11 protein-coding genes are annotated in these 13,911 nt (G+C 71.5%); 9 read left to right on the top strand and 2 right to left on the bottom strand.

Annotated features, from left to right (window positions below):
• The first annotated feature begins 2 nt into the window (after positions 1 to 2).
• The 4 genes from E9228_RS03885 (at position 3) to E9228_RS03870 (ending at position 3,678) form a co-directional block, all read left to right on the top strand.
• Positions 3 to 1,586 (top strand): chitinase, encoded by a 1,584-nt coding sequence (locus E9228_RS03885; RefSeq protein WP_208385458.1) that lies wholly within the window; start codon positions 3 to 5, stop codon positions 1,584 to 1,586.
• Positions 1,587 to 1,758: 172 nt separating this feature from the next.
• Positions 1,759 to 2,229, top strand: coding sequence for an FHA domain-containing protein (locus E9228_RS03880; RefSeq protein ID WP_166779229.1), 471 nt, complete (start codon positions 1,759 to 1,761; stop codon positions 2,227 to 2,229).
• A complete protein-coding gene (gene ftsR / locus E9228_RS03875; protein ID WP_341849756.1) occupies positions 2,229 to 2,933 on the top strand; it encodes a transcriptional regulator FtsR in 705 nt (234 codons plus the stop codon). The genes E9228_RS03880 and ftsR overlap by 1 nt, the downstream gene beginning before the upstream one ends.
• A gap of 184 nt (positions 2,934 to 3,117) precedes the next feature.
• Entirely contained in the window at positions 3,118 to 3,678 is a 561-nt protein-coding gene (locus E9228_RS03870) for a MerR family transcriptional regulator (protein ID WP_110825505.1), read from the top strand.
• 299 nt (positions 3,679 to 3,977) lie between these two features.
• Here E9228_RS03870 and E9228_RS03865 read toward each other — a convergent pair whose 3' ends face one another.
• Positions 3,978 to 4,796 carry a ParA family protein gene (locus E9228_RS03865; protein ID WP_111080436.1) on the bottom strand — a complete coding sequence of 273 codons (819 nt, stop codon included), beginning with the start codon at positions 4,794 to 4,796 and terminating at the stop codon, positions 3,978 to 3,980.
• A 60-nt stretch (positions 4,797 to 4,856) separates the two neighbouring features.
• On the opposite strand from E9228_RS03865, the gene E9228_RS03860 reads away from it, so the two are divergent.
• The 4 genes from E9228_RS03860 (at position 4,857) to E9228_RS17290 (ending at position 10,694) form a co-directional block, all read left to right on the top strand.
• Positions 4,857 to 8,267 (top strand): pyruvate carboxylase, encoded by a 3,411-nt coding sequence (locus E9228_RS03860; protein ID WP_166779228.1) that lies wholly within the window; start codon positions 4,857 to 4,859, stop codon positions 8,265 to 8,267.
• A gap of 1 nt (position 8,268) precedes the next feature.
• The gene (def, locus tag E9228_RS03855; protein ID WP_166779227.1) at positions 8,269 to 8,763 is read left to right on the top strand and encodes a peptide deformylase; all 495 of its coding nucleotides are present in this window, start codon (positions 8,269 to 8,271) and stop codon (positions 8,761 to 8,763) included.
• Between the two features lie 172 nt (positions 8,764 to 8,935).
• Complete coding sequence (locus E9228_RS03850) at positions 8,936 to 10,429, top strand: hypothetical protein (RefSeq protein WP_166779226.1); 1,494 nt, start codon at positions 8,936 to 8,938, stop codon at positions 10,427 to 10,429.
• Between the two features lie 133 nt (positions 10,430 to 10,562).
• Positions 10,563 to 10,694, top strand: coding sequence for a hypothetical protein (locus E9228_RS17290; RefSeq protein WP_289845914.1), 132 nt, complete (start codon positions 10,563 to 10,565; stop codon positions 10,692 to 10,694).
• A 126-nt stretch (positions 10,695 to 10,820) separates the two neighbouring features.
• Here E9228_RS17290 and E9228_RS03845 read toward each other — a convergent pair whose 3' ends face one another.
• Positions 10,821 to 12,602: an AMP-dependent synthetase/ligase gene (locus tag E9228_RS03845; RefSeq protein WP_166779400.1), complete on the bottom strand. Its 1,782-nt coding sequence runs from the start codon at positions 12,600 to 12,602 to the stop codon at positions 10,821 to 10,823.
• Positions 12,603 to 12,934: 332 nt separating this feature from the next.
• On the opposite strand from E9228_RS03845, the gene E9228_RS03840 reads away from it, so the two are divergent.
• Complete coding sequence (locus tag E9228_RS03840) at positions 12,935 to 13,888, top strand: ROK family glucokinase (RefSeq protein WP_111075108.1); 954 nt, start codon at positions 12,935 to 12,937, stop codon at positions 13,886 to 13,888.
• Positions 13,889 to 13,911 lie beyond the last annotated feature (23 nt).

Here is a 13,911-nt window from a genome sequence, read left to right as displayed (position 1 = left end):
ACATGAGCAGCACACGACGACTCTCCCCGGTCCGGGTCACCCTGGCCGCCGTGGTCGCCCTCGCGGTCGTCGCCGGCGGGTACGTCGGCGTCGACCGCTGGCAGAGCGCCCAGGCGTCCGAGACGGTCACGCCCTGGTTCGCCGCGTACACCGACGTCACCGTCACCCCGACGTTCCCGTTCGAGGACGTCAAGTCCCCGAAGGGCCGCGACGTCATGCTGTCCTTCGTGGTCGCCGACCACGACCAGGCCTGCACCCCGACGTGGGGCGCGGCCTACGGGCTGCAGGAAGCGGGCGACCAGCTCGACCTCGACCGCCGCATCGCCCGACTCGAGCAGCAGAAGGGTGCCGTCGGGGTGTCCTTCGGTGGCCTGGCCAACGACGAGCTCGCCTCGACGTGCACCGACCAGGGCAAGCTCGTGTCGGCGTACCAGAGGGTGGTGGAGCGCTACGACGCCTCCACGGTGGACTTCGACATCGAGAGCGACGACCTGACCAAGACCGATGCCGGCAAGCGCCGCGCCGAGGCCGTCGCCGCCCTGCAGGAGCAGCGCCGCGGTGCCGGACACCCGCTCGCCGTGTGGCTCACGCTGCCCGCGGCGCCCGGTGGCCTGACCGCCGACGGCACGAAGGCCGTGTCGCAGTTCCTCGACGCCGGGGTGGACCTGGCCGGCGTGAACGCCATGACGATGGACTACGGCAACAGCAAGGGTTCCAGCCAGAGCATGTACTCGGCGTCGGTGGAGACCCTGCAGCAGGTGCACCGTCAGCTCGGCATCCTCTACACCCGTGCCGGCACCCCGCTCGGCGACCGCACGCTCTGGCACAAGGTCGGGGCGACGCCGATGATCGGTCAGAACGACGTGCAGGACGAGGTCTTCACGATGTCGGACGCCGTGAAGCTCAACGCCTGGGCGCGCCAGACCGGTCTCGGCCGGATGTCGATGTGGTCGCTCAACCGTGACACCACGTGCGGCTCGAACTACGTGAACCTGTCGACCGTGTCGAACTCGTGCTCCGGCGTCGACCAGGACGGCAAGCTGTTCGCCGACGTCCTCGGCAAGGGCTTCGGCGGCGGCATCCTCGCCGCGTCCGGCGACGTCACGAAGGCCGAACCGTCCTCGACCACGCAGCCGTCGGACGACCCGTCGACGAGCCCGTACCCGGTCTGGGACCAGGACTCGGCCTACCTCGAGGGCACGAAGACCGTCTGGCACCGCAACGTCTACGAGGCCAAGTGGTGGACCTCGGGTGACCTGCCCGACGACGCGGTGCTCAGCTCGTACGAGACGCCGTGGCAGCTCGTCGGCCCGGTGCTGCCGGGGGAGAAGCCGGTCGCGCCCGTCAGCCTGCCGACCGGGACGTACCCGGCCTGGTCCGGCACCACGACCTACGACACCGGTGACCGCGTCCTGTTCGACGGCACGCCGTACCAGGCGAAGTGGTGGAACACGGGCGACAGCCCGGAGGCCTCCACCAGCGACCCCGACGGCTCGCCCTGGACACGTCTCAAGGACTCCGAGGTCCGGGAGGTCCTGCACGACGTGCAGTCCGGCGAGGCCGCGCCGTCCGGCTCCGGTCACTGACCGCGGACACGCTGCGGACCGACCCGGAGGACGGGTGCCGGGAGGCTCCCCACCAGCTGGTGGGGAGCCTCCCGTCCCGTCTGCGGGGGTCCTCACCTGTCCCCTGTGCACGGGGCTCTCGCCGACCCGCTCGTTTCCGATACGCTGGGCGACCAAGAGGAGGAGGTCCACGATGCCAGATCCAGTGGTCCCGCAGCCGGGACACCCGGAGCAGCGGCTGGTCGACACCACGCTGACCTTCAGCATGGAGAACGCCGCGGCGCTCACGGCCGAAGCCGGAGTCACAGCGGAAGAACGCGACGCCATCTCGGCGCTGCCGTCGGGCTCGGCGTTGCTCGTCGTCCGGCGCGGCCCCAACGTCGGTGCGCGGTTCCTCCTCGACTCCGACGTCACCACGGCCGGACGACACCCCGATGCCAGCATCTTCCTCGACGACGTCACGGTGTCGCGCAAGCACGCCGACTTCGTCCGACGGGGGACCTCGTTCAGCGTCAAGGACCTCGGTTCGCTGAACGGCACGTACTTCGACGGCGTCCGCATCGACGAAGCACTGCTCGTCGACGGTTCCGAAGTCCAGGTCGGCAAGTTCCGCCTGACGTTCTACGCCTCCCGGGTCGACCTGGCGCGCCTGGCGAACGCGTAGTGGCACCCCGCTCCGCTGCGGCGCGGGCGGTGTCCCCGGCGCCGGACCTGCTCACGATCGGGCAGGTCCTCGCGCGTCTGAAGCCCGAGTTCCCCGACCTGTCGAGCTCCAAGCTGCGCTTCCTCGAGGAGCGCGAACTCGTGACCCCGGTGCGCACCCAGAGCGGCTACCGGAAGTTCTCCTCCGCCGACGTCGACCGGCTGCGCATCGTGCTCGGGCTCCAGCGCGACCACTACCTGCCGCTCAAGGTCATCAAGGACTACCTCGCCGACCTCGACGCCGGACGCGAACCGACGCTGCCCGGTGGCGGCGACGTCCCCCGACCGTCGATGCTCGGCCGGGAACGCCGGTACTCCCGCGACGAACTGCAGCGTGCCGCGGGTGCGTCCCCGATGCTCGTCGGCGACGCGGTGTCCGCCTCCCTCATCCCGGCGTCCGACTCCTACGGCGAGGACTCGGTCGGGGTGCTCAAGGCCCTCGTCGAGCTCCAGCGCTCCGGCATCGAGCCCCGGCACCTCCGGACCTTCCGCAGCACCGCCGAGCGAGAGGTCGGGCTCATCGAGTCCGCACTCATGCCGGTGTCCCGCCGCGGTGACGCCACGTCCCGCGCGAAGGCCCTCGAACTCGCCCGAGAGATCGCCGGACACCTCGAGGTCATCCGTTCGTCACTCATCCGCGCGGCCATCGGTCGGCTCGACTCGTGAGCGGCCCGGGCGGGTCGGACCCTCGACGGCTGGCGGTCGCGGGGCATATCCTCGACACGCCGGACTCGCCGGAGCGGATGTCCCGCCTCCACGGCGCCCGACTCGCTACCGTGGACCTCGGAACAACTCTCAACCCGCTGTTGAAGCTTCGGGTGGGAGCTCGATCGTCGTGGAAGGCAAGCTGATGAGTGGGAACGATGTCCCCGGTACCCCGTCTGACATGACGCGGTACGACCTCGGGCTGCTCTTCACCGACGGTCTGCCCGAGCACGACGAACAGAACGGCTACCGCGGCACCGTCGCCGCCAAGGCCGCCGGCATCAGCTACCGCCAGCTCGACTACTGGGCCCGGACCGAACTCGTCCAGCCCACCATCCGCGGCGCTGCCGGCTCCGGGTCGCAGCGGCTCTACGGCTTCCGGGACATCCTGGTCCTCAAGCTCGTCAAGCGTCTGCTCGACACCGGCATCTCGCTGCAGCAGATCCGCACGGCCGTGAACCAGCTCCGCGAAGCCGGTGTGAGCGACCTGGCACAGACCACCCTGATGTCCGACGGCGCCTCGGTGTACCTGTGCACCTCGGACGACGAGGTCATCGACCTGGTCTCCCGCGGTCAGGGCGTCTTCGGCATCGCCGTGGGCAAGGTCCTGCGTGAGGTCGAGTCCTCCCTGGTGGAGCTCGACGCCACCCCGGCGGAGGACCCGAGCGACGAGCTCGCGGCGCGACGCGCGACCCGCGCTTCCTGACCGTCCCGGTTCCGTCGGCCGCCTGACGGCCGCGCTCCGCGCCTCCCGGCCGCGGCCCGTGCCTCGCGTCGCGCGCGCACCCGCCCGAGATGCCGCGATCGCGGCACCTCGCCGCCCCAGATGCCCGGATTCCGGCATCGCGGCGTCCGGCCGGCGGTGCGTCGTGCTCTCTCGGGAGGCGCGGCAGGCCCGGGTACGCCGGCTCGGCTCCGCACGGGGCGGCCCTGAGGGCGAGGCACGGTCCCCGGTAACGACGAAGGGTCGCCCGCAGGCGACCCCTCGTGCGTGACGGACGAGCGTCAGGCGATGGCGCCCGCACCGTCCGCGTACGGCCCGATCTTGCCCGTTCGCATGATGCGCTCGAGCAGCTGGTCGAAGTTCCGCGCCATCTCCTGCGCGGACTCGCCGGGCCACACGTGCAGGGGCTTCGCAGCACCCTGCGCCTGCTGGAGCGAGGTGCGCTCGGGCAGCTGCGGGGACAGGACGAGCGGCCCGAACATGTCGCGGAGCTCCTTGATGCGGAACTGGTGCTCCAGCGACTGGACCCGCGCACGGTTCACGATGATGCCGAGCGGCTGGAGGCGCGGCGACAGACCACGACGGATCTCCTCGATCGCACGGAGCGCCCGGTCCGCCGCGGCGACCGAGAACAGGCCGGGCTCGGTGACGACGGAGACCCGGTCGGACGCTGCCCACGCGGTGCGGGTCAGGGCGTTCAACGACGGCGCGCAGTCGATGAGGACCAGGTCGTAGTCGGCCTCGACGTTCGCCAGGGCCTCTTCGAGCTTCCAGATGTCGCGGATCGACGGGTGCGGCCCGTCGAAGTTGATGGCGGACGGCGACCCGACCATGACGTCGATCTTGCCCTGGGAGCCCTTCGTCCAGCCGGACGGCGCGATGGCCTGGCGGACGATCTTCTCCTTCGGGTTCTCGAGGACGTCGGCCACGTTGAGGTGGCCGGTCAGGTCGATGTCGAGGCCCGTGGAGACGTCCGACTGGGGGTCGAGGTCCACCACGAGGGTGCGCAGACCCTTGGCGAACGCTGCCGACGTCAGGCCGAGCGTCACCGTCGTCTTGCCGACACCGCCCTTGAGCGAGCTCACGCTGAGTACATGCACGATGAGCAACGTTACCGCCAGTAAGGTTGTGAGACCTCAACCCGGGCTGAAAGGGACCTCGTGTTCACCAAGATCCTGGTCGCGAACCGTGGCGAGATCGCCATCCGAGCCTTCCGCGCAGCGTACGAGCTCGGTGCCCGGACCGTGGCGGTCTACCCGTACGAAGACCGCAACTCCCTGCACCGGTTGAAGGCCGACGAGGCCTACCTGATCGGCGAGCGTGGCCATCCGGTCCGCGCCTACCTGGACGTCTCCGAGATCATCCGGGTCGCCCGCGAGTCGGGGGCGGACGCGATCTACCCGGGCTACGGGTTCCTGTCCGAGAACCCCGAGCTGGCTGCCGCTGCCGCTGCCGCCGGCATCACCTTCATCGGCCCGGGCGAGCACGTGCTCGAGATGGCCGGCAACAAGGTGACGGCGAAGGAGCACGCGATCGCGGCGGGCGTCCCGGTGCTCGCGAGCACCCCGGCCAGTCGTGACGTCGACGAACTCGTCGCCGGCGCCGAAGCGATCGGCTTCCCGGTGTTCGCGAAGGCCGTCGCCGGTGGCGGCGGTCGTGGCATGCGTCGGGTCGAGACCCCCGCCGAGCTCCGTCCGGCCCTCGAAGAGGCGATGCGCGAAGCCGACAGTGCGTTCGGCGACCCGACGATGTTCCTCGAGATGGCGGTGCTCCGGCCGCGGCACATCGAAGTGCAGATCCTCGCCGACGCCACCGGCACGGACGCCGGCACGATCCACCTGTTCGAGCGGGACTGCTCGGTGCAGCGGCGCAACCAGAAGGTCGTCGAGATCGCTCCGGCACCGAACCTCGACCCGGCCGTCGCCGCAGCACTGCACCGCGACGCCGTCGCCTTCGCCCGGTCGATCGGGTACGTCAACGCCGGCACGGTCGAGTTCCTGCTCGACACCGTTGGCGAGCGCGCCGGGCAGCACGTCTTCATCGAGATGAACCCGCGCATCCAGGTCGAGCACACGGTCACCGAAGAGGTCACCGACGTCGACCTGGTGCAGTCGCAGATGCGCATCGCGGCGGGGGAGACCCTCGCCGACCTCGGCCTGTCGCAGGACACCGTCTCGGTGCACGGTGCCGCGCTGCAGACCCGCATCACGACCGAGGACCCGACCCAGGGCTTCCGACCGGACACCGGTCGCATCACGACGTACCGCAGCCCGGGTGGCGCCGGCGTCCGCCTGGACGGCGGCACGGTGGCGACCGGAGCGCAGATCAGCCCGCACTTCGACTCGATGCTCGCGAAGATGACGTGCCGCGGCCGTGACTTCCCGGCGGCGGTCGCCCGGGCGCGCCGTGCCCTGGCCGAGTTCCGGATCCGCGGCGTGAGCACGAACATCCCGTTCCTGCAGGCAGTCCTCGAGGACCCGGACTTCGCCCGCGGGGACGTCTCCACGGCGTTCATCGGCGAGCGTCCGCAGCTGTTCGCCGGCCACGTGTCGAAGGACCGCGGCACGAAGGTCCTCAACTGGCTGGCCGACGTCACGGTGAACAAGCCGAACGGCTCGCCCGCCGCGCACGTCGTCGACCCGGCGCTCAAGCTGCCGGCCGCCGACCTCACCGCCCCGGTGCCCGAGGGACAGCGCGACCTGCTGCTCCGCGTCGGCCCGGCCGAGTGGGCGCGGTCGCTCCGTGCACAGACCGCCCTCGCCGTCACCGAGACCACGATGCGGGACGCGCACCAGTCGCTCCTCGCCACCCGGGTGCGCACGAAGGACCTCGTCGCGGTCGCCCCGTACGTCGCCCGGCTCACCCCGCAGCTGCTCAGCGTCGAGGCCTGGGGCGGCGCGACGTACGACGTCGCCCTCCGGTTCCTCGGCGAGGACCCCTGGGAGCGCCTGACGTCGCTGCGCCAGGCGATGCCGAACATCCCGATCCAGATGCTGCTGCGTGGCCGCAACACGGTCGGCTACACGCCGTACCCGACCGAGGTGACCGACGCGTTCGTGGCCGAGGCGGCCGCGACCGGCGTCGACGTGTTCCGGGTCTTCGACGCGCTGAACGACGTCAGCCAGTTGCGTCCCGCCCTGGAGGCCGTACTCGCGACCGGCACGGCCGTCGCGGAAGCGGCGCTCTGCTACACCGGCGACCTCCTCGACCCGGCCGAGGACCTGTACACGCTCGACTACTACCTGCGGCTCGCCGAGCAGATGGTCGACGCCGGTGCGCACGTCATCGGCATCAAGGACATGGCGGGCCTCCTCCGCGCGGGGGCGGCCGAGAAGCTGGTCGCCGCGCTGCGGGAGCGCTTCGACCAGCCGGTGCACGTGCACACGCACGACACCGCCGGTGGGCAGCTCGCGACGCTGCTGGCGGCCTCCCGCGCCGGTGCGGACGCGGTCGACGTGGCCGCGGCGCCGATGGCGGGGACGACCAGCCAGCCGAGCATGTCGGCCCTGGTGGCGGCGCTGGCGCACACCGAGCGGGACACCGGCATCGACCTGGGCGCCGTCGGCGACCTCGAGCCGTACTGGGAGGCGGTCCGCCGCGTGTACGCGCCGTTCGAGTCCGGGCTCGCCGGGCCGACCGGGCGCGTCTACAAGCACGAGATCCCCGGTGGACAGCTGTCGAACCTCCGCCAGCAGGCGATGGCCCTCGGGCTCGGCGACCGGTTCGAGCAGGTCGAGGACTGGTACGCCGAGGCGAACCGGATCCTCGGACGCCCGCCGAAGGTCACGCCGTCGTCGAAGGTCGTCGGCGACCTCGCCCTGCAGCTCGCAGCGGTCGACGCCGACCCGGCGGACTTCGAGCAGCACCCGGAGAAGTACGACGTGCCGGACTCGGTGATCGGCTTCATGGCGGGCGAACTCGGCGACCTGCCGGGCGGCTGGCCCGAACCGTTCCGCTCGAAGGTCCTCGCCGGTCGTGACGTCCGGATCGCGGTCACGCCGGTGCCGGAGCACGAGCGTGCGGCGCTCGACACCCCCGGCACGGCGCGACAGCAGGCCCTCAACCGGCTGTTGTTCGACCAGCCGACCCGGCAGTTCCAGCAGATCCGCGACGAGTACGGCGACCTCTCCGTGGTGCCGACGGTCGACTACCTCTACGGGCTGCGCGCCGGCGAGGAGCACGTCGTGCCGCTCGGCAAGGGCGTGAACCTGCTCGTCGGGCTCGAGGCGATCGGCGAGGTCGACGCCCGGGGGATCCGGACCGTGATGGCGACGATGAACGGCCAGCTGCGGCCGGTGGCCGTGCGTGACCGGTCGGTCGTCGTGGAGACCAAGGCCGCCGAGAAGGCGGACCGGTCCGACCCGAAGCACGTCGCTGCCCCGTTCTCCGGGGTCGTGACGCTCAAGGTCGCCGTCGGTGACGTCGTCGAGGCCGGTCAGGCCGTGGCGAGCATCGAGGCGATGAAGATGGAAGCGGCCATCACGGCACCCGTCGCGGGGACCGTCGGCCGTCTCGCGATCCCGGTGACCCAGCAGGTGGACGCCGGCGACCTCCTGGTGGTGCTGCAGTAACGTGACCGTCCGTCCCATCCGCCTCTTCGGCGACCCCGTCCTCCGTTCGCCCGCCGACCCGGTCCGCATCGGGTCTGACGGGGTCCGCGAACTCGTGCAGGACCTCATCGACACCGTCCAGGAGCCCGGCCGTGCCGGTGTCGCCGCGCCGCAGATCGGCGTCGGGCTCCGCGCCTTCTCGTACAACGTCGACGGCGAGGTCGGGTACGTCCTGAACCCGGAGGTCGTCGAGACGTCCGGCGAGCCCGAGCTCATGGACGAGGGCTGCCTGTCCGTGCCCGGTCTGGCGTACCCGACGAAGCGCTTCCCGTACGCGAAGGTCCGGGGCGTCGACGTCGACGGCGAACCGGTCGAGCTCGAGGGCACCGGGCTGATGGCCGAGGCCCTGCAACACGAGTGCGACCACCTCGACGGCACCGTCTACGTGATGACGCTCGACCCGGACACCCGGCGACAGGCGCTGCGCGACATCCGGGCGCAGGACTGGTTCCACTGAGCGGCGGCCGCTCCGCGCCACCCGCCGGAGCGCGAGCGCACCCCCTGAAGACGGGTGCGCTTGTCCCCACGAATGCGGACTGACTCCGGTCGCTCCGCTGGGTACGGTCACCTCGTACCGTCGCCGTGACGGTGCAGGTCAGGGGATCAGCAGCATGCAGCAGCGTCACCGCGTGGCACGTCGTCGTACCGCGCTCATCGTCGTCACGACCGCCTTCGCGGCACTGGTCGGGACGACCGTCACCATCGTCCCGACGGCCGCGCCGGCCCAGGCCGCCACCCGGGAGGTCGAGTCGCCGGACTTCGCCTCCGAGGTCTACGGCGACCCGTGGGACTACTCGAACACCGCCGACCAGAACACCGACGCGGTGGGCACCTCGGCGGCGGTCAGCAACGGGAATCTCCGCGTCGCGCTGCGGTCCGGGGACTCGGTGTCCCTCGTCGACACGGTCAGCGGCAGCCTGCCGTACGGACGCGACGGTGCGGCGATGCCCATCGACGCGTCGCGGTACAAGCGCCTGTCCTTCAAGATGAGCCAGCCCTTCGACCGGCAGATCGGCGCCGTGTGGTGGTGGACCTGCCGCGAGAAGACCTCGGAGTGCGGCGGCGGCATCACGTTCCCGGTCACGCCGGGCAACAAGGTCTACGACCTCTCGCTGTCGTCCGCGTCGACGCTGCAGTCCGGGCGTCCCTGGTCGGGCAAGATCGTCGCGCTCCGGCTCGACCCCGTGGTGCTGCCGGCCGGCAAGTCCGGGACGGCGCTCATCGACTGGACGCGGCTGCGCGGCGCCGGTGGTGCGCACGCCGCCTACCCGCCGGGGACCTACGGCGACGCCGTCGTGGCACGTCGCCCCCGCCCGGTCGTCGACTCGCCCAACGTCCGACAGGGTGTCGACCTCGCGACCCGGCAGCGGGGGAAGCCGTGGGTGTTCACGAACGCGGGCAACGCCAGCGGTGTCGGCGTGAAGTACGCGACGGTCCTCGGCTACGGCGCCGACGGCATGACGGCCCGGAACTCGGGGCAGTACCCCGGTGACTCGCAGCTGTCCCTCCCGGTGTCGCGCTTCCTGGCGAACTCGTACCACCACCTGTCGGTCGAGTACACCTACGACGGCGGCTTCTCGCTCGCCGGCACCCCCGGCGGCGGCAAGATGGCGCGGCTCATCTGGTGGGACCCCTCGTCGACGGTCCCGCAGATCGGCAACGACATGCTCACCTGGTCCGGCGGGAACGCCCGGCGTATCGACATCGACCTGTCGGCGCAGAACGACCTCGACGAGGACGCGCTGTCGCCGAAGCTCGGCTGGGCCGGTCGGACGATCAGCCAGCTGCGGTTCGACCCGAACGAGGACCCGGGCTCGCTGACCTGGCACCTCAAGGCGATCCACCTCCGGACCGACCCGAGCGCCACGGGTGCCACGACCGTCAAGTTCCACGACGCCGCCTGGGTGTCCGGGACGACGGCGACCGTGTCGGTCGCGCGGAGCGGTTCCGGCTCGTGGCACACCGTCGCGAAGAACGTCAAGGTCGTGAAAGGCACGAACTCGGTGCGGTTCGCTCTCGGCAGCCTGCCGGAGGCGAAGTACCGGGTGCGCGTCTCGATGACGCACCCGGGCGTCGCGACCGCCAGCGCGAAGTCCTCGGCGGTCATCGCGATGCGTCGCTGACGAGGGCACCGGGTCGTTCGCCGAGGGCGTCCGTGACACCCGGACGTGGGATTGTCAGGACAGCCGGATCACGCGGTACCGTATCCGGGTCGGTCTCCCGCCGACGGACATCCCACGCACGAGGACGAGCACGATGGCACCTCAGAATGACGAGCTCAGCTCGCACCGCACCCGCACGAACCGCCGGCCCGAGCCGGTCTCGGTGAGTACCGCTTCGACCGCGGTGCTCGACCCGATCGACTCCCCGGAGGTCCCGCAGGCCTGATCGTCGCGGGCCGTACCCGCAGGCGACCGACCGGAGGCCCGCCACCCGTCCGATGGACGGGTGGCGGGCCTCCGGTACGTCACGGCCCGACCGCTCGGCGGTCAGCGCGGCCGGCCCGCTCGGCGGTCAGTGCCGGCGACGCGACTGCACCACCGGCGTCGCCGTGGTCTGCACCGCGGAGCCGGAGTAGATGTACTCGATGTCGGCGGCGAAGTCCCGCAGGACGACCGAACGCTTGATCGTGAGCTTCGGGGTGAGGTGTCCGGACGCTTCGGTGAGGTCCGCGTCGACGACCGAGAACGACCGCACCGACTCGGCGCGTGACACCCGCGCGTTCGCCGTGTCCACGGCCTCCTGGACGGCCTGCTGCACCCGCTCGTCGTGGGCCGCCTGCTGCGGGCTGAGTGCCGGGGCGATGCCGCGTGCCTCGCACCAACCGGGCAGCATCTCGCGGTCGAGGGTGACGATGGCGGCGACGAACGGCTTGCCCTCCCCGACGACGACCACCTGCCCGACGAGCGGGTGCTCACGGATCGCGTCCTCGAGCGGGGCCGGGGCCACGTTCTTGCCGCTCGCGGTGACGATGAGCTCCTTGGCCCGGCCGGTGACCGACAGGATGCCGTCGTCGTCCAGTCGGCCGAGGTCGCCGGTGCGGAACCAGCCGTCGCGGAAGGCAGCCGCCGTGGCCTCGGGGTTCTGCCAGTAGCGGTCGAAGACGTCGACGCCGCGGATGAGGATCTCCTGGTCGTCGGCGATCCGCACCTCGACACCCGGGAGTGCCCGGCCGACCGTCCCGATCCGGAGCTCGGTCGCACGGTTCACCGTCGCCGGGGCCGTCGTCTCGGTGAGCCCGTAGCCCTCGAGGATGTCGACGCCGATGGAGCGGAAGAAGTGCGACAGCCGCGGAGAGAGCGGTGCCGAGCCGCTGATCGCGTAGCGGACCCGACCCCCGATCGCGTCGCGGAGCCGGCGGTACACGAGCCGGTCGAAGAGCCGGAAGCGCAGGGCGAGGGGGAACGGCACCCGTCCGGCGGCGACGGCCTCGGAGTGCGCGACGGCGGTGGCGGCCGCAGCGCGGAACACCCGCCCCTTGCCGCCGAGGTCGGCCTTCTGTTCGGCCGAGTTGTAGATCTTCTCGAACACCCGGGGGACAGCGAGCAGGAAGGTCGGCCGGAAGGTCGAGACCGCCCGCATCAGGTCCTTCGTGTCCGGCTCGTGCCCGACCAGGACGCCCGCCGAGACGGACATCGCGGCGATGAACCGTGCGAAGACGTGGGCCATCGGGATGAACAGCAGCGTGGAGGCGTCGCCGGAGACGATCTCGGACATCGCCTCGGTGGACCCCTCGACCGTGGCGGTGAAGTTGTCGTGGCGGAGCACGCACCCCTTCGGCCGGCCGGTGGTGCCGGAGGTGTAGATGATCGTGGCGTCGTCGCGCCCGGAGACGGCGGCCGTCCGGGCGTCGAGCTCCTCGTCCGCGATCTCCTCGCCCAGGCGGCCCAGGTCGTCGAGGCCCCCGCCGTCGATCGTCCAGTGCTGGGCGAGGTGGGGCAGGTCCGGAGCGATGGCGGCGACACGGCGCGCGTGCTCCTCCTTCTCCACGACGATCGCCACGGATTCCGAGTCCGACAGGATGTGCCGGATCTGGTCGGGGGAGCTCGTCTCGTAGACCGGCACGGACACCAGGCCGGCGGTCCACACGGCGAAGTCCACGAGCGTCCACTCCATGCGGGTGCGCGAGAGGATCGCGACGTGCGCCCCGGGCCGCAGGCCGGCGGCGACGAAGCCCTTCGCGATCGCGCGGACGCGTGCGAGGACGTCGGCGGCGCTGATGCCGGTCCAGGTGTCGCCGGTGCGTTCGGCCAGGATCGCCCGTGTGGGGGTGAGCCGCGCCCGGTCGGACAGCAGCCGGGCGGCGGATCCGTGGTCGGGCGCGACCGGGCCGGTGTCGGGCGTGGCTGTGTCGGGTGTGGCTGTGTCGGGTGTGGCTGAGGTCCTGACCTGGTCGGGTCCGGGCCCGGCATGACGCCCGGGTGCGGTCGCCGGCGCGGTGTCGTGCGCGGTGGGCGACCCGCCCGTGCTGGTGGACGTGGTGCGGTCGGCACGCTGATCGGTCACGGCAACTCCCTCGTTGTCCCGTTCGATGTGAGTCCGCTCATCTTCGAGACGGCTCCCGTTCAGCATAGGACGCCTCCCGGCACGTTCGGTGAGTCGTCGCCGAACCGGTAGGCTCCGTGTTCGTGCATGCCATCGGAATCGACATCGGGGGCACCAAGATCGCGGGAGCGGTCGTCACGGAACTGGGCGAGATCCTCGCCGAGGACCGGGTCGCCACGAACGCTGCGGACCCGATCGCCATGCTCGACGACGTCGTGTCGATGGTCGAGCGCCTCAGACTCCAGCACCAGGTCGGTGCGGTGGGGGTCGCTGCGCCGGGCTTCATCGACGCCTCGCAGTCGATCGTCTACTACACGCCGAACATCCGCTGGCGCAACGAACCCCTCCGCCAGAAGCTCCAGGAGCGCCTCGGCGACCTGCACATCACCGTCGACAACGACGCGAACGCCGCGGGGTGGGCCGAGTTCCGCTTCGGTGCCGGTCGGCTCGTCTCCGACATGACCATGCTGACCATCGGCACGGGCGTCGGCGGCGCCATCGTGACCGAGGACCGGCTCTTCCGCGGCGGCTTCGGCACCGGTGGCGAGATCGGCCACCTCCGGATCGTCCCGAACGGCCTGCCCTGCGGCTGCGGCGCCCGCGGCTGCATCGAGCAGTACGGCTCCGGTCGCGCCCTGCAGCGGATGGCGAACGACGTCGCGGACGCCGGCGGCATCGGGGTCGCCCTGGCCGAGGCGCGCGACGCGAACGGCGGGCAGCTCGACGGCGCCGTCGTGGGCGAACTCATCCTGGCCGACGACCCGGGCGCCCTCGCGGCCCTCCGTCGTCTCGGCCGCCACCTCGGCGAGGCTTGCGCGTCCCTGTCGGCCGTGCTCGACCCGCAGCTCTTCGTCTTCGGCGGTGGGGTCGCCAGCGCGGGGGACCGGCTGCTCGAACCGATCAAGCAGGCGTACCTCAACAACCTGCCGGCCCGTGGCTACCACCCGGAGCCGGACTTCGTGATCGCCGAGCTCGTCAACGACGCCGGCGTCGTCGGTGCCGCCGACCTCGCCCGCATCCACGCCCGGACCGCCTGAACACCGACGGCCCGAACCCCGCA

The organism is Curtobacterium salicis, from assembly GCF_011759505.1.
GTDB classification, from domain to species: Bacteria; Actinomycetota; Actinomycetes; order Actinomycetales; family Microbacteriaceae; genus Curtobacterium; species Curtobacterium salicis.
This window is presented reverse-complemented; position numbering and strand designations above follow the sequence as displayed.